Genomic DNA, 26,246 nt, shown 5'->3' with positions numbered 1-26,246 from the left:
AGGCTACTCCCAACGGGCCTGCTTGCCTTCCCCCTTGTAGAGATTTCCATGAAACGTTTTGTTCTGCTCGACACCACCCCGATCCCTGAAAGCGGCGGTGCCCTGTGCCTGTTCGAGTATGGCGAGGATTTTGTCATCAAGATCCAGGGCGGCGACGGCGGGCAGTTGATGAACACGCGCATGCACGGCTCTGAAGATGCCTTGGCCGAGATCCCTTGCCGCAAGGTCGCCGGACGTCCGGATTCGCGGGTGCTGATCGGTGGCCTGGGCATGGGTTTCACCCTCGCCTCTGCACTCAAGCACCTAGGCAAAACCGCCGAAGTCGTGGTCGCTGAACTGGTCCCGGGCGTGGTCGAGTGGAACCGTGGCCCGCTTGGCGAAAAGTCCGGTCGCCCGCTGCTCGATCCGCGCACGGTGATCCGCCAGGAAGACGTTGCCAATGTGCTGCAAAGCGAGCCGAACGGTTTCGACGCGATCATGCTCGACGTCGACAATGGCCCTGAAGGCCTGACCCAGAAGGCCAATAGCTGGTTGTACTCCGCCGCCGGGCTGAACGCCTGCGCCAAGGCCTTGCGCCCCAAAGGCGTACTCGCCGTGTGGTCGGCCAGCGCCGATCGGCAGTTTTCCGACAAATTGAAGAAGGCCGGTTTCAAGGCCGAAGAAGTGCAGGTCTTCGCCCACGGCAACAAAGGCACGCGCCACACCATCTGGATTGCCGAGAAGCTCAAGGGCTGAGCTAAACTGCGAACATAACCGTCTTTAGTCTTCTGCAAAGGTGAACCCATGAGTTCGTCCACCCCCACCAACACGTCGAAGCTCGATCGCATCCTCGCCGACAACCAGCGCGACAAGGAAATGGGCTACCGCGACAAGGCCCTGAAGATGTACCCGCACGTGTGTGGCCGCTGCACCCGTGAGTTTTCCGGCAAGCGCCTGAGCGAACTGACCGTGCACCACCGTGACCATAACCACGACAACAACCCGCAGGACGGCTCGAACTGGGAGTTATTGTGCCTGTACTGCCATGACAACGAGCACTCGCGTTATACCGACCAGCAATACTTCAGCGAAGGCTCGCTGAGCACGCCGAAGATTGCCAAGGCGACGCACAATCCGTTTGCTGCATTGGCCGGGCTGATGAAGAAAGAAGACTGATCTTCATGCCCACACTGGCCCCATCGCTGGCAAGCCAGCTCCCACAGTGATTTGGGTCGATCACAATTTTGTGTACCCCCGAAATACCTGTGGGAGCTGGCTTGCCAGCGATAAGGCCGGATCAGATACGGCAGATATCGAAGCTGCCCGCCCTCCCCCAATCCCCGTATAATCGCGCTCTTTTTCCCGAAGGCTCCCCGCTCGTGGCAGACAAACGTTACAGCTGCATTGGTTTGTACAACCCAAAATCACCGGAGAACGTCGGTTCGGTGATGCGCGCCGCAGGCTGTTACGGCGTGGCGTCGGTGTTCTATACCGGCAAACGTTATGAACGCGCCGCCGATTTCGTCACCGACACCAAGCGCGTGCATTACGACATCCCGCTGATCGGTATCGATGATCTGAAAAAGATCCTCCCGCTCAACTGCGTGCCGGTCGCTGTGGAACTCGTGGAAGGCGCCCGCCCGCTGCCGGAATACACCCACCCGGACCGCGCGCTGTACATCTTCGGCCCGGAAGACGGCTCGCTTGATAAAGAGATCCGCGACTGGTGCGAAGACGTCGTGTACATCCCGACCACCGGTTGCATGAACCTCGCCGCGACGGTCAACGTTGTGCTCTACGACCGCATGGCCAAGGGCCTGAATACCCGCTCCGGGCCAAAATTCCGCTGAAGCGTCGCACATCCGATGGAACAAGCTGACCGCTCTGGCAGTCAGCTTGTTTATCCATTATTCATTGCCTGGAGAAAGATCATGACCGAGCTCAAACGCGTCGAGCGTATCGAATCCACCCCGTTTCAGTCCCCGTCCGACCAGAATGTTCAGGGCTGGGAGCGCATTGGCTCACTGGCCGGCGGCGTAGTGATGGTCGGCAAGGGCCTGCGCCGTGGCGGTGTGTTCGGGTTGATTCAGGTGGCGATTGGCGGTGTGGCCATGGCCCGTGGCATTACCGGGCACAGTTCGGTGAAAAGCCTGTTCGAGAGAAGCCGTCAGGACATGAACAACGTGCGGGCCAAGATCGAGCTCGCCGGTGAAGAACTGAGCAAGCTGAAGGCCAACGCCGAGGCTGCGACCAGCACCGCAACCGTTACTGGCAATGATTCGGTGAAATCGCCGAAAGCCGGGGTTTGAACCAGAGCTGTTGATGAGGCTCCCGGCCTCATCGGTGGCAAATCAGCTCCCGCAGGGTTTTGGAGTGTTCACAGGATCTGTGCCATTCAGATAAACCTGTGGGAGCTGGCTTGCCAGCGATGGCGGTATTAATAAACAACACATTATCCAGGACGTTTGTTCGTTAACCCGCGCGGAAAATCAGATGATCTTCCCAGTCATCCTCTGCCACGCTGCCTTCGGCAAGCATGCGCCCGGACTGGGAAATCCTTTCGTGGTGCACCGCATCTCGGTCGCCGCACACCAGGTGATGCCATAACGGCAGATCCTTGCCTTCGCTCACTAGTCGATAACCACAAGTCGGCGGCAGCCATTTGAACTCTTCAGCCTGGCCGGGAGTGAGCTGGATGCAGTCCGGGACAAACTTGATGCGGTTCGGGTAGTCGCTGCACTGGCAGGTTTTCAGGTCCAGCAGTTTGCAGGCGATGCGCGTGTAGTAAACGCTGTTGTCTTCCTCATCCTCGAGTTTTTGCAGGCAGCACAGGCCACAGCCGTCGCACAGCGATTCCCATTCCTCCAGATCCAGTTGATCGAGGGTTTTGCGTATCCAGAACGGTTCGACTTTGGCGGCCATGGCTCAAGCATCAACATCAGGTGGTGAAAAGGCCGCCAGTCTAGTGCCGAAGGCCCGGCGGGCCAAGCGCTGGCGACTGCCGGTTGCCCCGCACTTGTCAGTTTCTGTGGCGACGCGATCAATAACCGCGATTGAAATCCACTTCCCCGCGCAATGCTTCACCCGCCTGATACGCCTTCAAGTTGTCGACGAACAACTGCACCATCAACGCCGGTGACGTCGGTGCCGAGCTGTGACCGGTGAGCAGCAAGCCCCACGCCGTCCAGAACGGGTGACGTTGCGGCAGTGGCTCCTGACGGCAGACGTCGATCACCGCGCCCGCCAGATGACCTTCCTTGAGGGCCTCCACCAGATCCGCATCGACCACTGCCACGCCCCGCCCGACGTTCATGAACAACCCGGTCGGCTTGAATTGCTTGAACAGCGCCGCGTCGTAGATATCGTGGGTGTGTTCGGTATTGGGCAGCAGGTTGACCACGTAATCCACTTCGCCCACCAGTCGCGGCAGATCCGCCATTGAGCCGACCTCGACAAACGGCGCCTGCTCGCGGGCACTGCTGGCGATACCGTACAACTCAACGCCGAACGGCAGCAGAAACTGCGCCACGCTCTGGCCGATGTCGCCGGTGCCGACGATCAGCACCTTGCGCCCGACCAGACTCTGACCGGTGCGGTTGTCCCATTTACGCTCGACCTGGCTGACCAGCCGTGCCAGCACTTCGCGTTCGTGGCCGAGCATATAGGTCAGCACGTATTCAGCCATCACCTGGCCAAAAATCCCCACCGCGCGGGTCAAGCGATAATCCCGGCAGAGGCCGTCGGCGAGCAGCGGTGTGATGCCGGCCCAGGTCGATTGCAGCCATTGCGGTTGATGCCCCTGGCGCAACAAGGTCGCGAGCAGATCCGGCTGTCCCAGCCACACCGGGCAGTCGGCAGCCAGTTGAGCCAGTTCAGCCGAGTCGCCGCTGGTCAGCACTTCAAGCTCCGGCGCCGCCTGTTGCAGCAGCCGGGCGTATATCGCGTGGTCGTGTTCAGCAATCAGAACGCGCATCTTCAAACCTTTCGCAAATCGTGCAGATGGCCACAACATTCATCGCGGCCATCGCGTTAAAAACAGTTCCAGGGTTAACGAGGCCCAGAACAGGGCCTCGCCGATCACATTGGGTCGTTGCGGCGCAACAACTCTTCGGGCAAGTGCTCGATGTACTCGTCCTCGGCCGGTGGCATTTGCAGGTGATAGCCCTGCTTGTCGAGGTTTTCCAGCACCACGACGATATCTTCGCTGGCCAGCTTGCGCTCCGGCGACAGCACCAGATTGAACGAGTGTTTCGGCTTGCCGAACGCCAGCATCAGGGCTTCCGGAACACGCTCAAGCTCATCGCTCTTGAGCACATAGAGGTACATGCCGCTGCGTTTCGAGCTTTGGTAAATGGAGCAAATACGTTTCAAGGCTGTTCTCCCGCGGTGGCCAGGCTGTCGAGCAGCTTCTGACCCATGAGTTCGCGGCGCCAGCCACGCAGCGACTCAGGCAATTGGTAAGGACCCTCGGGGTAGCCGCTTTTGACCAGGGCTTCGAGGGTTTTCTTGCGCAGCATCAGTTCCGGGGCGATGTCCAGGCGCTCGGCCTCGGCTTGCCCCAGGGCGCGCAGTTGCTTGATCAACGCGGCCGCTTCGATCGGCAATGGCTCCGGCACAGCGGGCGGCCATTGATCAGGGCCCACACTGCCAGAGCGCTTGATCAGATCAAGCAGAAATTCGCCGTCCTGACGCACGGTACGCGGGTGCATGTCTTCGATCTTGCCCAAAGCACTGAGCGAGTCCGGTTGCGTGCGGGCCAGCGGCCACAGCGAATGCTCGCGGACGATACGGTTGCGCGGCAGGTCGCGCGCGCGGGCCTCGCGTTCGCGCCAGGCGCACAGTTCGCGCAGCACGGCCAACTGCGCACGGGACAGTTTCCACGCCAGTTTGGCGTCGCGATAAACCTCGTACGGATCGGTTTCGCGACGCAGGTTGGCGACCAGTTCAGCGCCATCCTCCAGTACCCAGGCGAACTTGTCGTCAGACAGTTTCGGGCGCAACTGTACGAAAACCTCCGCCAGATGCACGGCATCTTCGGCGGCGTAGCTGATTTGCGTGTCGGACAACGGACGCTGCAACCAGTCGGAGCGGGTTTCGCCCTTCGGCAGTTCGATGCCGAGCACTGATTGCACCAGCCGCGAATAACCCATCGAGAACCCGAGGTTCAGATAAGCGGCGGCCAATTGCGTGTCGAACATTGGCGCTGGCAGGCTGCCTGTCAGGCGCAACAGGACTTCGAGGTCTTCACTGCAGGCGTGCAGGACTTTAAGCACGGCCGGGTTTTCCAGCAGTGCGGCCAGTGGTTGCCAGGCATTGATGCTCAGCGGGTCAATCAGGTAGGCGCGCTTGCCGTCGCCAACCTGTAACAGGCCGGCAATCGGGTAGAAGGTGTCGACCCGCATGAATTCGGTGTCGATGGCCACGAAAGGCAGCTGCTGCCACTCGGCGCAAAATTGCGCGAGGCTTTCGTTGTCGCGAATCCAGTGAATATCGATGGCCACACGGCTCTCCCTTGAAGAATGGCGCGCAGTATATATCGCCACTGGCGGTTTCCGCGCCTCAACTGGACAAGAGCTTGATGAAATCTCCCGCCTGAAGGAAGAATAGTCTTACAAGGTGAGTCTGCTGGCTCACTCTTTGGCCAACACCCCGTCGATCACCGCGCCACGGCAGCCCGCGAACATGTCCAGATCCTGCTGATACACCGAGCTGTGCACTTCCAGCAGGCCCAGCATCGAATGAAACAGATTGTCCTGGCTCAATGGCTTGTCGCGAGTCATTTGCAGGCAATGCGTATCGACCGAGTAGGACTTCTGATAGCTGTCGGAGAACCACGCCAGCATGGCGACATGTTTCTGCTGCTCCGGCGCCAGCATGTAAGGCGTGCCGTGAAGGAACAGGTTGTACTCGCCCAGCGACTCACCGTGATCAGACAGATACAGCATCGCGGTATCGACCTTGTCCTGATTGCTGCGCAACACATCGATCAGACTCGACAGCACATGGTCGGTGTACACCAGCGTGTTGTCGTAACCATTAACGATACTTTCGCGGCTGCAGTTGTTCAGCGCATTACTTTCACAGACCGGGGTGAAGTGCTCGTACTCCTTCGGATAACGCTTGAAGTACTCCGGGCCGTGACTGCCCATCTGGTGCAATACCAGCACGGTGTCCTTGTCCAGATGATCGATAAAACCCTGCAGGCCTTGCAGGAGAATTTCGTCGCGACATTCGCTGTTGGCGCACAACGTCGGATCTTTCAAGTTGCTGACGTTTTGCACAGTGACGCGATTACAGGTGTCTTTGCAGCCGGACTGGTTATCGCGCCAGATCACGTCGATCCCCGCGCGCTTGAGCACATCCAGCAAACCCTCTTCATTCTTCGCCTTACTGGCGTCATAGTTCTTGCGGCCCATGTTGGAGAACATGCACGGCACTGAGACCGCCGTTTCCGTGCCGCAGGAATGCACATCGGTAAACGCAATCAACCCTGCTTCCTTGTCGAGTGTTGGCGTGGTGTCGCGGTCATACCCCAAAATGCCAAAGTTCTCCGCCCGCGCACTTTCACCCACCACCAATACGGTCAAGGATTTGCGCGGATGATTCTGCGAGGCAACATCGCGCTGAGCATCCTCGCCGATCTTGACGAATGGCTGCTGCGCAGAAGCGACTTGTTCACGCAGATAACCGGCCGATGCGCCGATGTAGTTGCTCGGAACCAGCATCAGGCGCAATTCGTGGTGATTGCGAAACAAGGATGACAAACCCTGGTAGTTGGCCAGCGCCACCCCACCGATGACCGCCACTGAGGCAAAGCTCACAATGACCTTGCTGAACAACTCGCGGTGCCAACGGCGGTAGTCGACTGGAACTTTCCACAGTATCCAGGACGGCACCACACCTAAAAAGACTATATAAGCGAGCAACTTTAGAGAGAGCAGGTCACGAACTTCGGTGACATTGGTTTCTGCGAAGTTACGCAACATCCCTGCATCGATCAATACACCGTATTGGCTCATGAAATAAGCCACGCTGGCGCTGATCAGGAACAGCAATATCAGTACCGGTTTCAAGACTCGGCGAAACGCCAGGAAGGTCAGCACAATGTTGAAGGCCGCGAAGATCATCGCCCCGAAAGCGACACGCAGGGCTATGCCCTTGGCATCCGCCGAGGTAATCGCGAACAGGTGCTGCCAAAGCACAAAGTTGAATCCAGCTAAAAAAAACGCACTGGCACACAACGTCACCCATTCCGGGCGCACGGCTTTTAACTTCAACATGATTAAGGATATTCCTGAAGAGAAGTGCCATCGCCAATTGTGAAAAGTTCATTGACTCAGACAGCACAAACTTTAAGCAGGCAACCATCAATTTTTTGTGAAAAATAAGATAACGATTAGTTGGTTGATGGCTAAAAGCCAAAACTTGCGAAGTATTTGAGAATGGTTCAGGTCTGGTTCAGCGAATCGCAGGATTCTCCTGCAGGGGGTCGCGAGGTTATTTGATTTTTAGGTGGGGTCGTGGATTTTCTGATTTGCCCCTCTCAGGTGAGTACGCGCCTAATCGTCAGCCTTCGGTTTTAAGGTCTGAACATGGAAAACGTCCGCATCACCGCCCGCCCCGCAACCTGGCTGATGCTCGGCATAGTCTTGGTCGGCCTTAACCTGCGCCCATCAATGGCGGCAGTTGGGCCGTTGTTATCGGCGATACGTGGCGATATTGCGTTGAGTTTCAGCGTCGCCTCGTTGCTGACGATGCTCCCTGTCATGGCGATGGGATTGGCGATGTTTTTCGCAATGGGCATCAGCCAGCGCCTCGGCGAGCAACGCACGGTACTGATGTCGCTGGCCATCATTGGTCTGGCGACCGTGGCACGCCTGTTTGTTGATTCGGCCGCCGAGCTGATTGTCAGTGCCGTGCTCGCCGGGTTCGGGATCGCCCTGATTCAGGCCTTGATGCCGGCGTTCATCAAGTCGCGTTTTCCCGACAACGTGGCGCTGTGCATGGGCCTGTATGTGACCTCGATCATGGGCGGCGCGGCCATCGCCGCCTCGTTTGCACCACTGGTCATGTCACGCACTGGCAGTTGGCGCGTCGGTCTGGCGATATGGGCAGGGCTGGCACTGCTGGCATTGTTGTTCTGGTGGGCACAGCGGGTGAATACGCCTCGGGGCTCGGCGCCAGCTGTAAGAAAACAATCCTTCTTCAAACATTCCCGCGCCTGGTTACTCGCAATCTTCTTCGGCCTGGGGACAGCGTCCTACACGTGCGTGCTCGCCTGGCTCGCGCCGTACTACGTTGAAAAAGGCTGGAGCGAACAAAGCGCCGGGCTGTTGTTAGGTTTTCTGACCGCCATGGAGGTGATTTCCGGCCTGGTAGTGCCCGCCATTGCCAATCGCAGCCGTGATCGTCGTGTGGTGCTGATGGCGCTTCTCGGGCTGATCATTGGCGGTTTCTGTGGACTGATCCTCAGCCCGCAATACCTCAGCCTGTTATGGCCGTGCCTGCTGGGTCTGGGGATTGGCGGCTTGTTCCCGATGAGCCTGATCGTTTCACTCGATCACCTCGACAACCCGCAGCGCGCCGGAGGTCTGACCGCCTTCGTACAGGGAATCGGCTATCTGATTGCCGGGCTCTCGCCACTGATGGCGGGGATGATCCGCGATCAGCTGGGCAGCTTCGAATGGGCGTGGTGGTCACTGACCGCAGTGATGGTGGTCATGCTTCTCATGGTGTGGCGTTTCGATCCCCGGCATTACGCACGCCAGTTCCAATGATCGGGCTAGAGGCCTCTGGCCATGTTTCAGCGGATTGATTGATGAAGTCGTCTTCCTAAAACTTTCTGTCCCACAACTGTCCGTGAAATGTCCTACAAGGCTTTGTCCTGGAACCATCGTTCCGTTAGGATCGTTCGCACACGTTTGCGCGTATTCAGCGCAAGGAGCACAGCGAGACAGTACGGATGCTGAACAGTAACTTGCTTCGAAAACTCGACATGCAGGATCTCATGGTGTTTGTCGCCGTGTATGAGCAGAGCAGCGTCACCGATGTTTCGGAAACGCTGTATGTCAGTCAGTCCACCGTCAGTTATTGCCTGAAAAAACTGCGCACCAGTTTCGAAGACGAGCTATTCATCAACACTCGCACGGGCATGCGCCCCACCTACAAGGCCTGCAGCATGTACGGCCATGTGCAGAAGATTCTTGAAAGTATCAACCTGTGCCACGCCGGCGCCCCGGTGTTCAACCCGACCCAGCAAGCGGTCACGTTCAACATCTGCGCACCGGAATATTTCGAGCAACTGATTCTGCCCCGCCTGTTGAAACGTTTCGACTTCGATGACTTGCCGGTGATGGTCAACGTGCACAAGTTCGAAACTGACGTCCCGGCCGACGAATTGCGCGATGGCAGCCTCGATCTGGTGATCAGTTTCGGCCCCAATTTTCACCGCCACCACACTGACCTGAAATCGCGAATGCTGCTGGAGGATGACCTGGTCTGCGTCTTCGACAAACGCGCCACGCCACTGGAGCCGCGATTGAGCCTGCAAGCGTTCACCGAGCGGCGGCATGTGTTCCCGACACCGTGGACGTCCACCACCAATATGGTCGACGGTTGGCTGGCACGGCAGGCACAGAAACGCCAGATCGTCGCGCGCTCGAACAGTTACAGCGCCGCACTGAAGATGATCACCGGCACAGATTTCATCCTCACCCTGCCCCGGCGCATCCAGCGTTTACTCACCAACGATGCGGTGTTTAATCACTGTGAGGCGCCCAATGGCCTACCGGGATTCACCCTCGATATGCAATGGAGCCAGAACGCCGATCAGGACAGCGCCAACGTGTGGCTGCGCGAGCAAGTGATCAAGGTGTGCAGCGAGCTGGAAGCAGGCTAAATGGCGGCTTTACTGTAGGACTCGCGGTCGATATCCAACAGTTCCACACACAACTGCACCTCGACGCCGGCCGGCCATTCGCAAAGCTCCTGCAACACCGCCAGCAGACTTTGCGACAGCTGCTTCTTGGTCTCCGCCGAACGACCACTGAGCAGCGCCAGTTTCACATGCACAAACGCCCGCTCGCCCATGGCCGTGCCGACCTTGAAGGTTTCCACTTTTACCGCACGGCTCTTGATATCGAACTCGGCGGCGAACTGACCGGAACCCACCAACGTGTTGTTTAGCCGGATCAACGCGAGGTCGGCGTTCAACTGCGGCAGGTTGGCGGTGTATTCCATGTGCAGGTGTGGCATGGGGATGCTCCAGTCAGCGGGTTGGGGGGGCATACATATAACACAGCCAGTCGCAGCGCCCTTGTTGGGGTCACGCCGGGATCAGAGGTCTTTCGCTCATGAACGCTTCAAGCCGCGAGCGCAACCAGCGCTCGGCCGGGTCGCTGTCGACGTGGCTGAGCCAGACCATCGACAGGTCCAGCGTCGGCGTCTTGAACGGGAACGGTTCCTTGAACAGCAATCCGGAAGTGGCCATGGCTGCGGCGGTGTAGTCCGGCAGGCTGGCGATCAGGTCGGTGCCGGCCAACAGCGCCGGCAACGCGCTGTATTGCGGCACCGACAGCACCACCTGACGGGTACGACCGAGTTCCGCCAGCCACTCATCGGCGAAGCCGCTGACGTTGGCCGTATGGGAGACCAGCACGTGCGGACGCGCGCAGTATTCATCGAGGGTCAGCGGTGTATCGGAGGCGTCGGCACGCAGGATGCTCGGCTGAATGTGCCGCAGCAGTTTGCGCTTGGCATTGGCCGGCAGGCCACGGGTCTGGCTGATGCCGACGGTGATGTCGCCGGCGGCCAGCAAGTCGGGGATCCGCCAGTAATCGACGTGTTGCACAACGAACACGACGCTCGGTGCTTCCTGACGCAGCGCGCGCAACAGCGGCGGCAACAGGCCGAACTCGACGTCATCGGACAGCCCGATGCGGAAGGTCATGGTGCTCACCGCCGGATCGAAATCGCGGGTCAGGCTCAGCGCCACCGACAGCGAATCCAGCGCAGGCTTGAGGTGGCGAAAGATATCTTCGGCACGGGCCGTCGGCTCCATACGGTGGCCGACGCGAATAAACAACGGATCGTTGAGCATCGTGCGCAATCGGTTGAGCGCCGAGCTGATGGTCGGCTGGCCGAGAAACAGCTTTTCCGCCGCGCGGGTGACGTTGCGTTCGAGCATCAAGGTCTCGAACACCACCATCAGGTTGATGTCAGCCTTGCGAAGTTCATTGCGGTTCATCCATAGCCCCCTGCTCCCCGGAATGCGGGCAGTGTAGAAAGGCCTGGGGGGCGGCGTCCATCGCCATGATGCGTCGGTCCACCGGCAGGCGATTCAAACCCGTCCGGATGACCAACTCAAGATCGAGCAACTGACGAAAAAATCTCATGGGGGCGCGGGAAAAGTCTGTCGAGAAAGTACGCCATACAGCCAATCAACCGGACACACCAGACGCTCTGGCTCAAGCCCTTCAGAAACATCCCCCAACGATTGGAAACAAATGTCCGATGGCCAAAAAAACCGCCTGCGCTAGGCTTGCGTCGATGCGCCACATAGGCTGTCGCACGTATTAATCGCATGGAGCGAACTGAATATATTTCGAGATTTACAGGCAATCCAGAGGCACCCCCACTACAGGCAAAGGCCAATGGCGCTGGAGGCTGCGCGCGGGCAATCACGAGACCATCGCCAGTGGCGAGTCGTATGTGAACAAGGCGGATTGTTTACACGTGATCGAGTTGATCAAGAGTGCGCATGGAGATACACCGGTTAAGGAAATTTAACCGCGAGAATCATTGCGCGACAACGTCCTACAGCCTTTTCCTTTTTTGCTTTAACGACTGGCGGGCCTCCTTTCCTCTCCTACGCTCTGTTGCGTATGGGGCAATCCGGCCCGGTTTCACCCAATCATTGAACTCAAAAGGAGCCGCAGACATGGCTAGAGACAAAGCGAAAGACGACAAGCATTTCAACTGCACACAAGCCCACGAAGCAGACTACGTCGCCAGCCTTTATCCGCACGCCAAGGAGGAAGTCAAAACCTTCCTTGCCTCGGCATGCAAGGACAACTCGCTGCATAACTCGACGCACAAGGAAGTTTATGAACTGATCAAACGGAAGCTGGGGCATTCTCAGCCGTGAGCGGACCGCCGAGGGGTTTGATGTAGACCCGGCTGAAATGCAAAGCCCCACAGGTTCGTCCTGGGGGCTTTTTCTATGTATGGCGGAGAGATAAAGATTCGAACCCCTTCTGAAGTCCTTGCAGGCCGCTTTAGCCCGCCAAAAACGGCGCTTTCGAGCTTCGCCGTTGGCGTACAGTGGGCTCAAGCGGCCTTCCATATGCCCTAATTTTGCCCTAAACAGAAACGCCGGCTCTCGGCCAAAAGCAGTCATTCCTAGAGGTATATTTCAGCTCCCTGATTACGGGAGCATCCGCTGCCAACGGATTGGTGGGGTGCGTTTACAGGTCGCCCCCACGACTAATCCACAATGTACAACTTCGCCCCGATCGTGGTGGATGAACGATGCCCCTCAGCATTATTGCCCACTTGATAGCTCATGCCTGGCGTCAGTGTGAACTGACGACCATCTTCAAGTTCTGTATCCAATTGACCCTCCAGGCACAACAGGATGTGCCCCCTCCAACACCAGTGATCGGCCAAATATCCAGGGCTGTATTCGACCATCCGCACACGAGCTGATCCAAACTGGCAGGTACGCCAATAGGCTGTGCCTGTCTGACCGGCATGCACCACCGGCTCTATCGTTGACCAATCGGTGGTACCAAATGGGATTGCAGTGAGATCCATTTTTGCCTCATCGATATGCAATAAATGCAGACCGTATCATTCGGGCGATGGTGCCGACAGACACAGACGGCCCGCATTTATAGGATACAGGGTGGGAGAAACTGCCTAGTCTTCAGCACGACCGCTGAATGATAAGCCGGGGTACCTGTCGTGGCGGGGTTACCTCCAAAACAGAGCGCGCCCAATCTGAAGGAAGCCAGACAAGGGCAGGCGGCAACAAAGTATTCCGGTCAGGAATACGCCCATGAACATCATGAATTTTATTTATCGCTGTAAATCTCGTAGCGTGCTTCCTTCTGCATAAGGAGATGACCTGTGAATAATTCCCGCCTGCGCTTGTACGTTGACTCTCAATTTTGCAGCCCCTATGCCATGTCGGCTTTCGTGGTACTCCGCGAAAAGGGCATCGAATTTGAAATGATCCCGCTAGACCTCGACTCGTCCGAAAACCAGTCAGAGGACTATGCCAGCCTCTCGCAGACCCAGCGGGTACCCACACTTGTGCACGGCGACTTCGCCTTATCTGAATCGTCGGCGATCACTGAGTACCTGGAAGACGTTTTCCCCCAGGCGCCGGTTTACCCACAAGACATGATGCAGCATGCAAAGGCACGACAAGTCCAGGCATGGGTGCGGAGTGACCTGCTGCCCATTCGGCAGGAACGATCCACATTGGTTGTGTTTTATGGACTCAAATCAAACCCCTTGTCGCCAGCTGCCGAGTCGGCAGCGCGCAAGCTGTGCGGTGCCGCACAAACGCTACTGGCCGACAGCCCCGAGTACCTGTTCGGTCAATGGTCGATCGCCGATGTGGATCTGGCCTTGATGCTCAACCGGCTGATATTCAACGGCGACTCCGTACCACCCGCGCTGGTGGAGTACGCGCAGCGCCAATGGCAACGACCAACCGTACAGGAGTGGGTCAAATTGCAACGTCCTCCGATGTAGTCGGCACACCTATCGTTTGTGGAGAGCGGCTTATATTTAGAGAGGGTTTCGGGCTCGTTTCAAAACTAGGCCTGGAACCCATTCTAGATGGCCGGATGTAACGCAAGCAGCTTCGGGAATAGGTACAGGGTACCAATCGAAAAACGTTTTCGATCAGCGGCGGCGATTGTAATCGGAGTGGATATCGCGTTTCTGAGCAAACTCCAAGTTCGCCGACTGACCGAACGCTGGCAGATTTCCGTAAAGACGAGGACTTCAAAATGCTGCTTGTGCTTTCACACAGCCTGGGTCGATAGCAGCACTTCACCACACGCAGCAATCGGCCCCGTTAGTGTAAAAACATCTTCCAAGTTCGACTGAGTATGTTTCAGGCCAGAGGTTGAACACAGCCTGAAAATTCTTGGTATGTTGCGAGAAGGCTTCCTCTTTTTAGGACAAAAATGATTTCACATGTATTCATCGGAGTGAATGACTTCAATAGAGCACTTGTGTTTTATCAAGGGGTCATGGAGATACTCGGACTTGATCTCAAGTTCACAGACGTTGAACGCCCATGGGCTGGCTGGAAACACCCCGACACTGCACGGCCTCTTTTCGTGGTGGGCAAACCGTTCGACAGCCAATCTGCGACGCTAGGGAATGGGCAAATGATTGCTCTGCTAGCACCTAATAGACAGATCGTACGCAACGCCCATGCTTTGGCGTTGGTCTTGGATGGAACATGCGAAGGCACTCCGGGCCTGCGACCCGAATACCACCCGGATTTTTATGGGGCGTACTTTCGAGACCCTGAAGGAAACAAGCTTTGCGTGTGTTGTCACGATCCAGAATAGATCAAGTGCAGGATATAAGATGTCTCAGGCGCCTTTCGAACGGCCGGTTATGGCCGCTTCTAGCCGTTATCTGCCTGTCGCGACGGGTGCACTGCTAAGGATTAGTTGCACCAGGGGATGACTATTTAGCAGGTGATTTCGAGGCCTCCACCCGCAAACATTCCGGGGTATGACGTTCAAGGACTGGCATGGGTATCCATACATCCTGCCAACAGCGCTACCGCCAGCGCTCCTATTAATATCCGCAGACTTACTCCTCATGGCCTCGCGCGCTGAAAGTCGAAAAATAGAAAGAGATTTTCTCTTCCTCAACATCTTTCAATTCGTACCTGATTCTGTCCAGGCCGTTATCGATTCGCGTCACGACGAGGTCCATGAATTGGGTTAGCCCGCCACCGAAGGCGTTTAGGTTCAGTGCGCTGACATCATGAAAAACAGCCGTCACACCCTCTGTTTCCGGGTCTTTGGAGGACGACATAGTCAAGGTGAGGTTGTATTTGAAATCCATCATTTCGAGATTCATCGAAGCTACACAATTGTGCTCGAAAAAGAGTTCATTTAAGCGAGAAATGTCCATCTACAGTCTCGAAAATAGCGCAAGTTTGGCCCTCAGAGCTTCGGACGCTACTACGAACAATTTCGTGTAGGTCACTTCTGTGAAAATGCTGGCAATTCACCACCCGCCGGCCGAAAAAATATGCCAAGAAAGGGCTCATAGTGCGACTGTCCGTGCATAGGCGCATGCAGGGCCCGACATTGATAAAACTCGAGACCTACAGGTTGTTACCACGCCGCCAAGCCACTCAAGAACTCACATTAACATCGTCGCTATGCCGCAGCGCCAAGGGCCTGCTTGCCCAGTAGAGTTTTTTGAACTGCGCGCAATCCATAGCCTTCGCGAACAGCCATCCCTGAGCGTAACGGACCTGGTTCGCACGTAGGTAGTCGAGCTGCCCTGTCGTCTCGACGCCCTCTGCAATCAGCGTCAATTCCAAGGCACGCCCCATCTGAATGACGTGAGTGACCAAGAGCGTCTTTTCAGTAGCTGCACCGACCTGCTCAACGAACGACCGATCGATCTTGAGCGCATCGAGCGGCAACTGCTGCAGATACTGCAAACTTGAATAGCCTGTACCGAAGTCATCTAGCGCGATAATAAAACCGGCATTACGCGCACGTTCTATGGTGATTTTGGCTGGAGCAGGATCGAGCAGGCTGCGCTCAGTCACCTCCAGCCAAATTTGCCCCGGGAGAACGTCCAGGCGCTGAACCTCCTCCAGTAGTTTCGGCAAAAAGTGCCCTGTACACACGTCGGCCGCCGCCAGGTTCAATGCCACATGCATCGAGCGATCACTGGCCAGTATTGTCCCGAGGTCATTTAGAACAGTCTGTATCACCTGATTCGTGATGCCCTCAATCAGCCCACTGGACTCGGCCAAAGGAATGAAGTGGTCGGGATAGACGATTGTGCCGTCGGTTTTTTGCCAGCGGACCAACGCCTCGGCTCCAATGCATCGATGGGTTTCAATCTCGATGATTGGCTGGTAATGGACGAGAAATTCGTTCCGGCGTACAGCCTGCTCCAACGCGTTAAGCGGTGACAGTTTTCGCCGCCACCAGCGCAGGTTCGCCAATAGCAACGCTGCCGACACAATCAGGCCAACAGGTAGCAGATAAAGCACATGTTTCCAGAGACTTCGCAGCAGTTCCTGCCGCGGGATAGCTGCAATGACTGTGAAGTTGCCCTGCGCCGCCGATGTATAGAGAAAACCGTCTTTCAGACCGTGAGTCGGGCCTTGATGGACCAATGCAAGGAAGCTCGCCATGTTAGGCCGCGCAGGGCCCAGCAAGCGGCCTTGCCGCGTCCCCACTGCCAGCTTGATGCCTTCATCGAGGTCCACTTCGCGAAATTGCTCGGGATCCACCAGAACATTGAACGCCGCGAACTGCAGGGCCAGCATCGGCTTGATCAGAGGGTTGTCGTCGTACGCCTCGATGGAAACCTTCACGCCATCCTCAGTGACGAAATCCTCGGGCCACTTAGTGGCGCGTGGCGACGTAGTGCCCCAGGAAGTACAGGCAAACACATCTTCCTCGTAGCCCACCGACTCAACCGAAAACGTGTTCATGGCAATCATGCGCATCTGCTCGATGCTTTCCGGCGTGCAGGGTTGCAGATCGGTAAGGGCAACGTTTTTGAGTGTTTGGGATGCCTGTTCAAACGTAGCACTGGCGCGTTGACTGGCAATCTGCGCGAGGGTGTGGAGTCGTTCGTTGGCGACATAGGTCGTCAACAGCCATCCACCCGCAAAAGTGAGGACCAGCGGGACGATCACCGATAGCAGCGCCAGGAGCATACCCTGGCTGCTGATCCTTGAACTGTTCATTTCACCGCCTGAGCAATGGCTATTGACGCGTCTTGGCCGTGGTTTGACGTGTCGGGTCGTTGATAAGGATTACTGCTTTTATCTTAAAATCCTGGAGCCAATCAACAAGCCATCAGCGAGTCGAAAGCGCGGGTGATACGCCTGATTCATCTTATTCTGGTCCGGCACTTTGGAGCGTTGATGCAAGGCACGATTCCACTCTATTACGCCCGCTCTGTTTGGCGCGATACAAGCATTCGTCTGCCTGCTTGAGCACAACGTCTGCGGGAGTGGGTGCTTGCACACAAGTCGCGACACCGATCGACGCGGTAATACGCCCGACTCCAGGGATGTCACTCGTAGCGATGGCTTGCCGAACTCGCTCGGCAATCAAATTCGCCGATTCGAGATCGGTATCCGGCAGAATCAGCAAGAACTCTTCTCCACCCGCTCTACACGCGAGATCACCGGTGCGTGAGTAGCTCGCCAGTGTTGCAGCGACCTGCTTGATCGCCAAGTCGCCCTTATCGTGGCCGAAGGTATCATTCACTTTTTTGAAATGATCGATATCCAGTGACAGTACCGAATATGTGCGGCCTGCCTGCTCTAGCCCAAGCAACTCTTCATCCATCGCCCTGCGATTGGCAATACCTGTCAGCGGGTCAGTAAACGCCTGCTGATTGAGGCGGCCTATTTTTGCTTGCAAAAGCTGCACGCTGGTCAGCATCGCTTGACGAATAGAAAAAGCCTCCCGATACCATGCCTTCACGTGGTGAAGTTTCTCGGTCGCTCGCGGTGCCGACAATTGGCCAGCGATGCTGGAAAGCTGGTGCAAAGGTCGACAGATCAACAGAGCCCCCCACCACATCAGGACAAAGCCGATCAGAGCCGCTGGCACCATGCCCAATATCACGTTATCCATCAACGTCTTCAGGGGCGCAAGGCTGACCTCGCGCGGCTGCTGTGCGACCACAGCCCAACCGGCGCCCGGAACCTGAGCGTATCCAGCAAGCATTGGTATGCCCTTGTAATTGGGCACCGCCATGAATCCGCTCTCGCCGCGTAACGCAGCGTCCACGGTCTTGCTCCATCCAAGCGTTTCGCCAATTCGCGACGTCTCGGGGTGATAGAGCAGATGCCGATTCTGATCCGCGACGAAGGCAAATGTCCCGGTGTGATAAAAATGCTGGCTGATCAAGGTATGCAGCGCATTGTCCTGCTGCAGGTAAATCGAACCGCCAATGATGCCAACGTAACGGTTTGACGAATCATAGATGGGCTCAGAGACGAACACGACCAGGTTCCCAGCCGCTGATTTGTAAGCAGGACTGATAAACGGGCGCCTCGCCTCGATGGCGTTCTGAACGGCATCGGAGTGCAGTGTAGAACCGATGATTTGCTGCGTATCCGGATACGCTTCCAGCACCCTGGCATCAACATCGACAATCGCTATTGAATTGAAATCGGCATCCTGCTTCTGCAGACGCATCGCTTCGGCACGCAATTCCTTGGCATTGCCCCACTCCTTGCCCAACTCCACAGCACCGTAGTGCAGGTGGCTCTGCGCCGAGCGAATAAATTCAGAAAGGCTTGAGGCTACTTTCGCCGCGTAAGCACTGTTTGACTGAAGCGCATGTTCTACCAGCGCATCCCGTTGCACTCGATAGGCCGTGATGAGGCTGTTGCCTAAAGTGGCCAGTACCGAGAGCACCACGAGGGTGAAGATAAGCCAACGCAAGTCCAGAACTACACCGGGCGGCCGGTCGCCTGCCCTCTTGTCATCGACCGAATCCCTTTGATTGTTGGCTCTATCCATCGATGTCTACCGTGACGCATCTGTTTTCGTGAGACCGCTCAGCGGAGCAGCCCTGCCAATATCAATATCTCTGCACACACGCCCTACACGTGCTTCACGCAATATGCATGACACCCGGCTGTCTCTCAAGATCACTCATTTCGCTGTCCATCCCTTAAGCGAGCACCAATGACTGTGAATACAAGCGCCCAACGAATAGCCAACGACAATCTCAGGAGCACACCACATGACGACCCCAATACAAATCGGCGCACCATCCTGGCGGAGATTAAAGAGCGCCGCTTCGACTATGCGGCTCACTTTCCCAACTCACCAAGGGCCGCCATGTTCACGGGCACCGGCGGCCCCTCCCTAAAGCGTACAGTCAACGAAGGCATCGACCGCTGGCTGGAGGTTCAAAAGGCGCTTAAAGCATCTAGCACCGTCGTCAATTACGTGAGCAAATCAAAACACGTGGAGACCAAGTTTGGCAGGCGCCGAATCCTCGATATCAGCAAGAGCGATATAGGGCTTTTTCAAGCACACCTACTGAAACAAGTTCTCTCCCCGCAAACCGTAAATGACATTTTCACTGTAGTACGGGGCGTCTGGGGTGACGCTTTCGGCGACGGCATTCTTAAATCCAATCAGCTAGACATGGTTAGCAATGTGGGGTCGGACGTCGATCTTGAGCACGCTGAGGCAGTTTGGACACGCTGACACAACGATGGTGAGAAAACATTATGGGAGGTGGATACCCAAAGACACCAAGAGCATGGCGGGTGTTGTGTCAAAAATGCTGGGGTTTAGACAGGACTAGAGCGGCATGTCGGGCAAGGTTTATGCCCTAGAAATGCCCTAAATGAATTCACAGAAACGAAAAAGCCCCCGCAATCAGCAATGATTACGGGGGCTTCGTCTTGTTCAATAATGGCGGAGAGATAGGGATTCGAACCCTAGGTACCGGTGAAGGTACAACGGATTTCGAATCCGTCCCATTCGGCCACTCTGGCATCTCTCCAACGGCGCGCATCATAACAACACTTTTACCGAAAGCAAACCCTCTTTCGAAAAAATCTGCGTGCTATCAGATGCTTGCGTCGATTAAAGCGGTACGCCCAGACGATTGGCGACTTCTTCGTAGGCTTCGATAACGTCACCGAGGCCCTGACGGAAGCGGTCTTTGTCCATCTTCTTCTTGGTGTCCTTGTCCCACAGACGGCAGCCGTCCGGGCTGAACTCGTCGCCCAGGACGATGGAGCCGTCGCTGAATACGCCGAATTCAAGCTTGAAGTCGACCAGCAACAGGCCTGCGTCGTCGAACAGTTTGCTCAGGACTTCGTTGACCTTGAGCGACAGTTCTTTCATGCGGACCAGTTGCTCGGCGGTGCCCCAGCCGAATGCCACAACGTGGGATTCGTTGATGAACGGGTCGCCCTTGGCGTCGTCCTTCAGGAACAGTTCGAAGGTGTACGGATTGAGCTTGATGCCCTCTTCCACACCCAAGCGCTTGACCAGGCTGCCCGCGGCATAGTTACGCACGACGCACTCGACCGGGATCATGTCCAGCTTCTTCACCAGGCACTCGTTGTCGCCCAGCAGTTTGTCGAATTGGGTCGGAATGCCGGCCGCTTCGAGCTTCTGCATGATGAAGGCGTTGAACTTGTTGTTCACCATGCCTTTGCGGTCGAGCTGTTCGATGCGCTTGCCGTCGAACGCCGAAGTGTCGTTGCGAAACAGCAGGATCAAGCGGTCAGCGTCGTCGGTCTTGTAAACCGATTTGGCTTTGCCGCGGTAGAGTTCTTCACGTTTTTCCATGATGGGCTCCGCTTGCTAAGTAGGTGGGCTAGGCGATGTGGCGCCAGTCGAGCCCTGAATCTTGATCGGCCAGTTGCAGCCAGTCCGGGTCGCACCCAAGGGTGTCGACAAAACATTGTCGGGCCAGCTGCGGCAAGTTGTTCTTGCTGCTCAGATGAGCCAGGACCAGATGTTGCAGCCCCTGCCAGCCCAGCTCGGACACCAGGAATGCCGCCTGATGGTTGTTCAAATGTCCCAGCTCGCCGCCCACCCGCTGCTTGAGAAAGTACGGGTAGTGACCACGGGCCAGCATGTCACGGCAATGGTTGGATTCGATCATCAACGCATCGAGATCCCGATAACCCTCCAGCACCCGCTCGCAGTAGGAACCCAGGTCGGTCAGCAGGCCGAAGCGCCGCTGCTCGATGTCACTGAATACATACTGGGTCGGTTCCTGCGCATCGTGGGCCACGGCAATGACCCCGATGTTCAGTGCACCGATCTGCAGTTGCTCGCCGCCGGCCAGAAAGCCTGCGGGTTCAATCGGTTTGCGCATCCCGCGCAGTGTGCCGCGACTGAGGTAGACCGGCAGATTGTAGCGCCGAGACAGTAAACCCACGCCATGCACGTGGTCGGCATGTTCGTGGGTTACGAGTATCGCGCTCAGTTGCGCCGGGTTTACACCCAGGCGCAACAGGCGTTTTTCGGTTTCCCGCAGGGAAAAACCACAATCCACCAGCACATACGTATCAGCACTGGCGATCAGCGTGCCGTTCCCTTGGCTACCGCTGCCGAGAACGGCAAAACGCATGTGATCAGCCCAGGTTGTCCTGAATTACGCTCAACACTTTGCGCGCCACGTCAGCCGGCGCAACGGTGTTGATGTTTTTCTCGACGGTCACCTGAATGTTCTCGCCAACCTTGCTCAGGCGAACCTGATAACGCTCGGCACGGGCTTCAACTTCTTCCTTGCTCGGCGCGCTGCCGAACAGGCTGCTGAAGAAACCAGGCTTGTCGTCTTTCTTCTCGGCTTTTTCGGCCAGGTTGATGTAGTACAGGCCCAGGCTGCGGTTGATGTCTTCAACGCGCCATTCACCTTGTTCCAGTGCACGGCCAACGCTCGACCAGGCACGGTCAAGGTCGGTACCGACGTTCAACACCGGGTTACCGCTGCCGTCTTCGTTGAGACTGACGCGGCTCGGGGTATCGAAATCACGCGACGCCAACATCGACACCGAACCGCCCTTCTCGGAGATACGGCTCATGCTCGCGAGCATGTCGTCGACCAGAGCGGCGTCCAGACCCGTGTTGACCGAACGGTTGGTGAAGGCCACATCGGCGCTGCTGCCGGCAGGACGCTCGGCGCTGACCACGTAGATTTCACTGGTGTTGCGCTGCACGCCTGGCTCGATCCGCACACGAACGCGGGTTTCGCTGTCGGTGCTGACGCCGGCTGCGCTCAGGCGCTTGGCCATTGCTGCCGACAGCTCGTCGGAATGCTGCCAGGTGGTGGTGAATTCGCCGGTTTGTGGACGCTGTTCATCCAGACGGAAACCGTTGTCCTGGAAGAACTGCACAGCCACTGGCCAGACTTCGGCCGGTGGATGCTGGGCCACGACCCAACGGGTATCGCCACTCTTCTGCAGCGAGTAGTCGCTGGCGTCGGCAACGGCCGACAACGGCTGAGGACGTGGAACCACGTACTCGCCCTTGGCGGTGTCGTCAGCGACGTTGCGCGGGATCGGCAGCAGCGGATCCAGACGCTTGGAAGTGCTGACGTCTGCTGGCAGTTGCATCGGTGCAGTCTGTTGCGCTTGCAGGTAATCGCTACCACGGTCGCGGAAATAACCTTCCGGCCCCCAGACCCATCCGCAGCCGCTGGTGCTGGAGATAATCAAGGCAAGTGCGGAAAGTCCGGCCATTCGCTTCATGCGTTGTACTTCCTCAATTAAACCAGGACGCTGCACTGGCGCAGGGCCGAGCGAAGCGTTTCATGACAAGGAGTGCTCAGCCAGGTGAGTGGCAGGCGGATGCCTTCGTGCATCAGGCCCATTTCAACCAAAGCCCACTTCACCGGAATCGGGTTGGCTTCGATGAACAGGTCTTTGTGCAGCGGCATCAGTTTTTCGTTGATGGCCCGTGCGGTCTCGGCGTCGCCCTTGAGCGCGGCCTCGCACAGATCAGCCATTTCGCGCGGAGCGACGTTGGCAGTAACAGAGATGTTGCCCTTGCCGCCCAGCAGGATCAGTTCGACGGCGGTCGGATCATCGCCGGACAGCACGATGAAATCCTTGCTCACGCCATCGATGATCGCTTTGGCACGAACCAGGTCGCCGGTGGCTTCCTTGATGCCGATGATGTTCGGCACGGTGGACAGGCGAATCACGGTCTCGGCCTGCATGTCGCAAGACGTGCGGCCAGGAACGTTGTAGAGAATCTGTGGGATGTCGACCGATTCAGCGATGTGTTTGAAATGCTGATACAAGCCTTCCTGAGTCGGCTTGTTGTAGTACGGAACGACCAGCAGGCAGGCATCGGCGCCAGCTTCCTTGGCGTTGCGGGTCAGCTCGACGGCTTCGCGAGTCGAGTTGGCGCCGGTGCCGGCGATGACCGGAATACGGCCTGCAACCTGTTTGACCACGGCTTTGATGACGGCGATGTGTTCTTCTACATCAAGGGTTGCCGACTCGCCGGTAGTACCGACCGCGACAATGGCATGGGTGCCGTTCTTGAGGTGGAAGTCCACGAGTTTGCTGAGGCTGTCCCAGTCAAGACGCCCTTGTGCATCCATGGGAGTGACCAGTGCCACCATACTGCCCGCAATCATGAAACCGCTCCTGCCGGAAAAAGAGAGCGGTAATGGTACTGGCGCCAAGATGCTTGCACAAGCAAAGTACTGCGCTGCCGCCATTCCCCTTGGCGTCGCTTTTCGCTACCCTTCAGACTTTGATCGGTACTGATCAGCTTGTACGCCGGGTTTCAGCCTCCCTTTTCGGCCTCCCAGGCCCCGTTCCAGCGTCGCATCGACGCGCTCCCGTTGAGTGGAGCGAGCCGCGAGCGCTTGCCGGGGCTTTCTGAACGGACAGCCTTAATGGGCACACGGGCACTCTGCGGCGATCAACGCCCGTAAACCTACCGACCGCTCATCGCTTTAGGAATGCTGCATGTCCACCCCCACAGTTCGCGAACAATTCCTTGTCATCAGTGCCCTCGGCGCCAACCCCATGGAGCTGACTAACGTCCTGTGCCGCGCCAGCCATGAAAATCGCTGCGCCGTGGTTACTTCCCGCCTGACCCGCCATGGCGAGTGCAGCGCGCTGATTCTCGAAATCTCTGGCAGCTGGGACGCCCTCGCACGCCTGGAAGGCAGCCTGTCAGGTCTCGCCAAGAAGCACGCGTTCACCGTCAACGTGGTGCGCAGCGCACCATTGGAGAACCGTCCGCAGGCGCTGCCATACGTGGCTTACGTCAGCTCCGCGTATCGTCCGGACATCATCAATGAGCTGTGCCAGTTCTTCATGGATCACAATGTCGAACTGGAAAACCTGACGTGCGACACGTATCAGGCACCACAGACCGGTGGCACCATGCTCAACGCCACGTTCACCGTGACCCTGCCGGCCGGCACCCAGATCAGTTGGCTGCGTGATCAGTTCCTGGATTTCTCAGACGCCATGAACCTCGATGCCCTGATCGAACCCTGGCGCCCACAAAACCCAATGTAAGGAAGCCTCATGGCCGTTGTCATCGACCAACCGGTTGCGGATTTCGAAGCCCCTGCCACCAGCGGGCAAACCGTCAGCCTGTCTGCCCTGAAGGGCAAGCAAGTGGTGATCTACTTCTATCCGAAGGACAGCACCCCGGGCTGCACCACCGAGGGTCAGGGCTTTCGTGATCAGTACGCGGCGTTCAAGGCCGCCAATACGGAAATCTTCGGCATCTCCCGCGACAGCCTGAAGTCTCACGAGAACTTCAAGGGCAAGCAGGAGTTTCCGTTCGAGCTGATCAGCGACAAGGACGAGGCTGTCTGCCAGTTGTTCGACGTGATCAAGCTCAAGAAGCTTTACGGCAAGGAATACCTGGGTGTTGATCGCAGCACGTTCCTGATTGATAAGGACGGAGTGCTGCGTCAGGAATGGCGTGGCGTGAAGGTACCGGGGCATGTCGATGCAGTTCTGGCTGCTGCTCAAGCGCTGAATAAAGCCTGAGGATCAAAAGATCGCAGCCTGCGGCAACCCCTACATGTTCGATGTTCGATCGCATATTGTGCGGTGACACCGAAAACTGTAGGAGCTGCCGCAGGCTGCGATCTTTTGTTTTAAAGCAGCGGCGCCACCACGGGTTCCTTACGCGGCCAGGCATCGAGCACTGCCTTGAACAGCGTCGCCAGAGGAATCGCAAAGAACACACCCCAAAACCCCCACAACCCGCCGAACAGCAGCACCGCGCAAATAATTGCCACCGGGTGCAGGTTGACCGCTTCGGAAAACAGCAACGGCACCAGTACGTTGCCATCCAGTGTCTGGATGATGCCGTAGGCCGCCATCAGATAAATGAATTGATCGCTCCAGCCCCACTGGAACAGCGCAATCAGCAGCACCGGCACGGTCACCACTACCGCGCCGACATACGGCACCACCACCGACAAACCGACCAGCAGCGCCAGCAGCGCGGCATAGTTGAGCCCGAGTGCGACGAAAGCGATGTAAGTCACACCGCCGCAAATCACGATCTCGATGCCTTTGCCACGAATGTAATTGGCGATCTGCCGGTTCATTTCCTGCGCAACTCGTGTGATCAGCGCCCGCTCACGCGGTAAATAGCCGCGCACCCACTCGCCGATCATTGCCCGATCCTTGAGGAAAAAGAACACCAGGATCGGTACGAGCACCAGATAGATCATGATGTTCACCAGCAGCGGCAGACTCGACAGCGAAAACGTCAACGCCCACTGGCCGAACTTGCCGATCTCGCCACGCGCCGCCTCGATCGCCTGCAACACTTGCTCATCGGAGACCAGATGCGGATAGCGCTCCGGCAGCAACAACAGCAACGATTGCCACTTGGCGAGCATGCCCGGCAGCTCATTGAACAGCGTAATCAACTGGTGCCAGAGCAGCGGCAGCACCACAACAATGAACAGCATCAGCGCGCCCATGAACAGCGCAAACACCAATCCCACCGCGACAGCACCTGGTACGCGCAGACGCTCCAGCGTCACCACCAGGCCCTGCATCAGGTATGCCAGCACCATCCCGGCCAGTACCGGCGCCAGCATGCCGCCGAGGGTGAGCACCGCGGTAAACGCCAGCACCAGCAGCACGGCAAGTACCACGGCTTCTTCATCGGAGAAGTAGCGCTGAATCCAGTCGCGTAACACTTTGAACATCAATAATCCTTAGGTTTTGGCGCTGTCGGTTTCAGGCTTTTTTCAACCAGTAACGGTAGACGCCCGCTTCGTCTTCTTCGCGCAGCAGCGTATGACCGGCCAACCTGGCAAAGGTGCGAAAGTCGCGCTGGGAGCCCGCATCGGTGGCGATCACCTTGAGCACCGCGCCGCTTGCAAGCTTGTTGAGTTCCATTTTTGCCTTGAGCAACGGTAACGGACAATTCAGGCCGCTGGCGTCCAGTTCTGCGTCATGGGCTAAAGCGTCAGTCATTGCGTCACTCCGGATCAGGTCAGTCGAGCAGCCTAGAATATCTGGTCGCAAGCCC

The 26,246-nt window shown here is 57.2% G+C and carries 30 protein-coding genes and 1 tRNA gene; 13 read left to right on the top strand and 18 right to left on the bottom strand.

Annotated features, from left to right (window positions below):
* The first annotated feature begins 48 nt into the window (after positions 1–48).
* From AB4P97_RS02685 to AB4P97_RS02670, 4 genes are all read left to right on the top strand, one after another.
* Positions 49–735 (top strand): spermidine synthase, encoded by a 687-nt coding sequence (locus AB4P97_RS02685; RefSeq protein ID WP_042558095.1) that lies wholly within the window; start codon positions 49–51, stop codon positions 733–735.
* Between the two features lie 48 nt (positions 736–783).
* On the top strand, positions 784–1,155 hold the full coding sequence (locus AB4P97_RS02680; RefSeq protein WP_007911336.1) for a YajD family HNH nuclease: 372 nt from the start codon (positions 784–786) through the stop codon (positions 1,153–1,155).
* 203 nt (positions 1,156–1,358) lie between these two features.
* Positions 1,359–1,829: an RNA methyltransferase gene (locus tag AB4P97_RS02675; protein WP_007911337.1), complete on the top strand. Its 471-nt coding sequence runs from the start codon at positions 1,359–1,361 to the stop codon at positions 1,827–1,829.
* Positions 1,830–1,910: 81 nt separating this feature from the next.
* Positions 1,911–2,288, top strand: a complete 378-nt coding sequence (locus tag AB4P97_RS02670; RefSeq protein ID WP_395602041.1) for a DUF2892 domain-containing protein — start codon at positions 1,911–1,913, stop codon at positions 2,286–2,288.
* 163 nt (positions 2,289–2,451) lie between these two features.
* Here the strand turns inward: AB4P97_RS02670 and AB4P97_RS02665 are convergent, their stop codons facing one another.
* The 5 genes from AB4P97_RS02665 to AB4P97_RS02645 form a co-directional block, all read right to left on the bottom strand.
* Positions 2,452–2,901 carry a YcgN family cysteine cluster protein gene (locus AB4P97_RS02665; protein WP_042558093.1) on the bottom strand — a complete coding sequence of 150 codons (450 nt, stop codon included), beginning with the start codon at positions 2,899–2,901 and terminating at the stop codon, positions 2,452–2,454.
* 118 nt (positions 2,902–3,019) lie between these two features.
* Positions 3,020–3,952 carry a D-2-hydroxyacid dehydrogenase gene (locus tag AB4P97_RS02660; protein WP_042561975.1) on the bottom strand — a complete coding sequence of 311 codons (933 nt, stop codon included), beginning with the start codon at positions 3,950–3,952 and terminating at the stop codon, positions 3,020–3,022.
* Between the two features lie 104 nt (positions 3,953–4,056).
* Positions 4,057–4,350: a YcgL domain-containing protein gene (locus AB4P97_RS02655; protein WP_042558092.1), complete on the bottom strand. Its 294-nt coding sequence runs from the start codon at positions 4,348–4,350 to the stop codon at positions 4,057–4,059.
* Positions 4,347–5,480, bottom strand: coding sequence for a ribonuclease D (gene rnd / locus AB4P97_RS02650; protein WP_047300092.1), 1,134 nt, complete (start codon positions 5,478–5,480; stop codon positions 4,347–4,349). The genes AB4P97_RS02655 and rnd overlap by 4 nt, the downstream gene beginning before the upstream one ends.
* 129 nt (positions 5,481–5,609) lie before the next feature.
* Positions 5,610–7,259, bottom strand: a complete 1,650-nt coding sequence (locus AB4P97_RS02645) for a phosphoethanolamine transferase (protein WP_395602040.1) — start codon at positions 7,257–7,259, stop codon at positions 5,610–5,612.
* A gap of 312 nt (positions 7,260–7,571) precedes the next feature.
* Here AB4P97_RS02645 and AB4P97_RS02640 point away from each other — a divergent pair, with 312 nt between their 5' ends.
* Both AB4P97_RS02640 and AB4P97_RS02635 read left to right on the top strand, forming a co-directional pair.
* On the top strand, positions 7,572–8,756 hold the full coding sequence (locus AB4P97_RS02640) for a cyanate transporter (RefSeq protein WP_395602039.1): 1,185 nt from the start codon (positions 7,572–7,574) through the stop codon (positions 8,754–8,756).
* Positions 8,757–8,941: 185 nt separating this feature from the next.
* Positions 8,942–9,877, top strand: coding sequence for a LysR family transcriptional regulator (locus AB4P97_RS02635; protein WP_042558088.1), 936 nt, complete (start codon positions 8,942–8,944; stop codon positions 9,875–9,877).
* On the opposite strand, the gene AB4P97_RS02630 is transcribed toward AB4P97_RS02635, so the two are convergent.
* Positions 9,874–10,233 carry a 5-carboxymethyl-2-hydroxymuconate Delta-isomerase gene (locus AB4P97_RS02630; protein WP_047300084.1) on the bottom strand — a complete coding sequence of 120 codons (360 nt, stop codon included), beginning with the start codon at positions 10,231–10,233 and terminating at the stop codon, positions 9,874–9,876. The genes AB4P97_RS02635 and AB4P97_RS02630 overlap by 4 nt on opposite strands.
* Before the next feature lie 70 nt (positions 10,234–10,303).
* Positions 10,304–11,224: a LysR substrate-binding domain-containing protein gene (locus AB4P97_RS02625; protein ID WP_047300083.1), complete on the bottom strand. Its 921-nt coding sequence runs from the start codon at positions 11,222–11,224 to the stop codon at positions 10,304–10,306.
* A gap of 350 nt (positions 11,225–11,574) precedes the next feature.
* Between AB4P97_RS02625 and AB4P97_RS02620 the strand changes: the two genes are divergently transcribed.
* Positions 11,575–11,766 carry a DUF1508 domain-containing protein gene (locus AB4P97_RS02620; protein WP_042558085.1) on the top strand — a complete coding sequence of 64 codons (192 nt, stop codon included), beginning with the start codon at positions 11,575–11,577 and terminating at the stop codon, positions 11,764–11,766.
* Between the two features lie 151 nt (positions 11,767–11,917).
* Positions 11,918–12,124, top strand: coding sequence for a hypothetical protein (locus AB4P97_RS02615; RefSeq protein ID WP_115147713.1), 207 nt, complete (start codon positions 11,918–11,920; stop codon positions 12,122–12,124).
* 338 nt (positions 12,125–12,462) lie between these two features.
* Here AB4P97_RS02615 and AB4P97_RS02610 read toward each other — a convergent pair whose 3' ends face one another.
* A complete protein-coding gene (locus AB4P97_RS02610; RefSeq protein ID WP_395602038.1) occupies positions 12,463–12,792 on the bottom strand; it encodes a DHCW motif cupin fold protein in 330 nt (109 codons plus the stop codon).
* A 315-nt stretch (positions 12,793–13,107) separates the two neighbouring features.
* On the opposite strand from AB4P97_RS02610, the gene yfcF reads away from it, so the two are divergent.
* Positions 13,108–13,740 (top strand): glutathione transferase, encoded by a 633-nt coding sequence (gene yfcF, locus AB4P97_RS02605; protein WP_080963898.1) that lies wholly within the window; start codon positions 13,108–13,110, stop codon positions 13,738–13,740.
* Positions 13,741–14,180: 440 nt separating this feature from the next.
* On the top strand, positions 14,181–14,573 hold the full coding sequence (locus AB4P97_RS02600; RefSeq protein ID WP_395602037.1) for a VOC family protein: 393 nt from the start codon (positions 14,181–14,183) through the stop codon (positions 14,571–14,573).
* Between the two features lie 250 nt (positions 14,574–14,823).
* Here the strand turns inward: AB4P97_RS02600 and AB4P97_RS02595 are convergent, their stop codons facing one another.
* The 3 genes from AB4P97_RS02595 to AB4P97_RS02585 all read right to left on the bottom strand — a co-directional run bounded on the left by AB4P97_RS02595 (position 14,824) and on the right by AB4P97_RS02585 (position 18,755).
* Entirely contained in the window at positions 14,824–15,150 is a 327-nt protein-coding gene (locus AB4P97_RS02595) for a hypothetical protein (protein WP_042558081.1), read from the bottom strand.
* A gap of 226 nt (positions 15,151–15,376) precedes the next feature.
* The gene (locus AB4P97_RS02590) at positions 15,377–16,960 is read right to left on the bottom strand and encodes an EAL domain-containing protein (protein WP_042558080.1); all 1,584 of its coding nucleotides are present in this window, start codon (positions 16,958–16,960) and stop codon (positions 15,377–15,379) included.
* Positions 16,961–17,111: 151 nt separating this feature from the next.
* On the bottom strand, positions 17,112–18,755 hold the full coding sequence (locus AB4P97_RS02585; RefSeq protein WP_395602036.1) for a diguanylate cyclase: 1,644 nt from the start codon (positions 18,753–18,755) through the stop codon (positions 17,112–17,114).
* Positions 18,756–18,923: 168 nt separating this feature from the next.
* Between AB4P97_RS02585 and AB4P97_RS02580 the strand changes: the two genes are divergently transcribed.
* Positions 18,924–19,454, top strand: coding sequence for a hypothetical protein (locus tag AB4P97_RS02580; protein ID WP_395602035.1), 531 nt, complete (start codon positions 18,924–18,926; stop codon positions 19,452–19,454).
* A 211-nt stretch (positions 19,455–19,665) separates the two neighbouring features.
* Here the strand turns inward: AB4P97_RS02580 and AB4P97_RS02575 are convergent.
* The 5 genes from AB4P97_RS02575 to dapA all read right to left on the bottom strand — a co-directional run bounded on the left by AB4P97_RS02575 (position 19,666) and on the right by dapA (position 23,358).
* Positions 19,666–19,755: transfer RNA gene (locus AB4P97_RS02575), tRNA-Ser, on the bottom strand.
* A gap of 83 nt (positions 19,756–19,838) precedes the next feature.
* Positions 19,839–20,552: a phosphoribosylaminoimidazolesuccinocarboxamide synthase gene (purC, locus tag AB4P97_RS02570; protein ID WP_042558078.1), complete on the bottom strand. Its 714-nt coding sequence runs from the start codon at positions 20,550–20,552 to the stop codon at positions 19,839–19,841.
* A 28-nt stretch (positions 20,553–20,580) separates the two neighbouring features.
* Complete coding sequence (locus AB4P97_RS02565) at positions 20,581–21,342, bottom strand: MBL fold metallo-hydrolase (protein ID WP_042558077.1); 762 nt, start codon at positions 21,340–21,342, stop codon at positions 20,581–20,583.
* A gap of 4 nt (positions 21,343–21,346) precedes the next feature.
* On the bottom strand, positions 21,347–22,462 hold the full coding sequence (gene bamC / locus AB4P97_RS02560) for an outer membrane protein assembly factor BamC (RefSeq protein ID WP_047300077.1): 1,116 nt from the start codon (positions 22,460–22,462) through the stop codon (positions 21,347–21,349).
* 17 nt (positions 22,463–22,479) lie between these two features.
* Positions 22,480–23,358 carry a 4-hydroxy-tetrahydrodipicolinate synthase gene (gene dapA / locus AB4P97_RS02555; RefSeq protein WP_042558075.1) on the bottom strand — a complete coding sequence of 293 codons (879 nt, stop codon included), beginning with the start codon at positions 23,356–23,358 and terminating at the stop codon, positions 22,480–22,482.
* Between the two features lie 337 nt (positions 23,359–23,695).
* On the opposite strand from dapA, the gene AB4P97_RS02550 reads away from it, so the two are divergent.
* Entirely contained in the window at positions 23,696–24,256 is a 561-nt protein-coding gene (locus tag AB4P97_RS02550; RefSeq protein ID WP_047300076.1) for a glycine cleavage system protein R, read from the top strand.
* A 9-nt stretch (positions 24,257–24,265) separates the two neighbouring features.
* Positions 24,266–24,739 carry a peroxiredoxin gene (locus AB4P97_RS02545; RefSeq protein WP_047300075.1) on the top strand — a complete coding sequence of 158 codons (474 nt, stop codon included), beginning with the start codon at positions 24,266–24,268 and terminating at the stop codon, positions 24,737–24,739.
* A 110-nt stretch (positions 24,740–24,849) separates the two neighbouring features.
* On the opposite strand, the gene AB4P97_RS02540 is transcribed toward AB4P97_RS02545, so the two are convergent.
* Complete coding sequence (locus tag AB4P97_RS02540; protein WP_261735201.1) at positions 24,850–25,920, bottom strand: AI-2E family transporter; 1,071 nt, start codon at positions 25,918–25,920, stop codon at positions 24,850–24,852.
* 31 nt (positions 25,921–25,951) lie between these two features.
* Positions 25,952–26,191 carry a sulfurtransferase TusA family protein gene (locus AB4P97_RS02535; protein ID WP_042558071.1) on the bottom strand — a complete coding sequence of 80 codons (240 nt, stop codon included), beginning with the start codon at positions 26,189–26,191 and terminating at the stop codon, positions 25,952–25,954.
* Positions 26,192–26,246 lie beyond the last annotated feature (55 nt).

This window comes from Pseudomonas sp. A1230, from assembly GCF_044218825.1.
Lineage (GTDB): Bacteria > Pseudomonadota > Gammaproteobacteria > Pseudomonadales > Pseudomonadaceae > Aquipseudomonas > Aquipseudomonas iridis.
This window is presented reverse-complemented; position numbering and strand designations above follow the sequence as displayed.

Coding starts and splice junctions, on each gene's coding strand:
- AB4P97_RS02625 (WP_047300083.1), bottom strand. CDS start 11,224: ATGAACCGCAATGAACTTCGCAAGGCTGACATCAACCTGATGGTGGTG.
- AB4P97_RS02680 (WP_007911336.1), top strand. CDS start 784: ATGAGTTCGTCCACCCCCACCAACACGTCGAAGCTCGATCGCATCCTC.
- AB4P97_RS02565 (WP_042558077.1), bottom strand. CDS start 21,342: ATGCGTTTTGCCGTTCTCGGCAGCGGTAGCCAAGGGAACGGCACGCTG.
- AB4P97_RS02545 (WP_047300075.1), top strand. CDS start 24,266: ATGGCCGTTGTCATCGACCAACCGGTTGCGGATTTCGAAGCCCCTGCC.
- AB4P97_RS02670 (WP_395602041.1), top strand. CDS start 1,911: ATGACCGAGCTCAAACGCGTCGAGCGTATCGAATCCACCCCGTTTCAG.
- AB4P97_RS02590 (WP_042558080.1), bottom strand. CDS start 16,960: ATGAACAGTTCAAGGATCAGCAGCCAGGGTATGCTCCTGGCGCTGCTA.
- bamC (WP_047300077.1), bottom strand. CDS start 22,462: ATGAAGCGAATGGCCGGACTTTCCGCACTTGCCTTGATTATCTCCAGC.
- AB4P97_RS02660 (WP_042561975.1), bottom strand. CDS start 3,952: ATGCGCGTTCTGATTGCTGAACACGACCACGCGATATACGCCCGGCTG.
- AB4P97_RS02610 (WP_395602038.1), bottom strand. CDS start 12,792: ATGGATCTCACTGCAATCCCATTTGGTACCACCGATTGGTCAACGATA.
- AB4P97_RS02550 (WP_047300076.1), top strand. CDS start 23,696: ATGTCCACCCCCACAGTTCGCGAACAATTCCTTGTCATCAGTGCCCTC.
- AB4P97_RS02580 (WP_395602035.1), top strand. CDS start 18,924: ATGACTGTGAATACAAGCGCCCAACGAATAGCCAACGACAATCTCAGG.
- AB4P97_RS02665 (WP_042558093.1), bottom strand. CDS start 2,901: ATGGCCGCCAAAGTCGAACCGTTCTGGATACGCAAAACCCTCGATCAA.
- AB4P97_RS02615 (WP_115147713.1), top strand. CDS start 11,918: ATGGCTAGAGACAAAGCGAAAGACGACAAGCATTTCAACTGCACACAA.
- purC (WP_042558078.1), bottom strand. CDS start 20,552: ATGGAAAAACGTGAAGAACTCTACCGCGGCAAAGCCAAATCGGTTTAC.
- AB4P97_RS02595 (WP_042558081.1), bottom strand. CDS start 15,150: ATGGACATTTCTCGCTTAAATGAACTCTTTTTCGAGCACAATTGTGTA.
- AB4P97_RS02640 (WP_395602039.1), top strand. CDS start 7,572: ATGGAAAACGTCCGCATCACCGCCCGCCCCGCAACCTGGCTGATGCTC.
- AB4P97_RS02635 (WP_042558088.1), top strand. CDS start 8,942: ATGCTGAACAGTAACTTGCTTCGAAAACTCGACATGCAGGATCTCATG.
- AB4P97_RS02645 (WP_395602040.1), bottom strand. CDS start 7,259: ATGTTGAAGTTAAAAGCCGTGCGCCCGGAATGGGTGACGTTGTGTGCC.
- AB4P97_RS02540 (WP_261735201.1), bottom strand. CDS start 25,920: ATGTTCAAAGTGTTACGCGACTGGATTCAGCGCTACTTCTCCGATGAA.
- dapA (WP_042558075.1), bottom strand. CDS start 23,358: ATGATTGCGGGCAGTATGGTGGCACTGGTCACTCCCATGGATGCACAA.
- AB4P97_RS02600 (WP_395602037.1), top strand. CDS start 14,181: ATGATTTCACATGTATTCATCGGAGTGAATGACTTCAATAGAGCACTT.
- AB4P97_RS02685 (WP_042558095.1), top strand. CDS start 49: ATGAAACGTTTTGTTCTGCTCGACACCACCCCGATCCCTGAAAGCGGC.
- AB4P97_RS02535 (WP_042558071.1), bottom strand. CDS start 26,191: ATGACTGACGCTTTAGCCCATGACGCAGAACTGGACGCCAGCGGCCTG.
- AB4P97_RS02585 (WP_395602036.1), bottom strand. CDS start 18,755: ATGGATAGAGCCAACAATCAAAGGGATTCGGTCGATGACAAGAGGGCA.
- AB4P97_RS02630 (WP_047300084.1), bottom strand. CDS start 10,233: ATGCCACACCTGCACATGGAATACACCGCCAACCTGCCGCAGTTGAAC.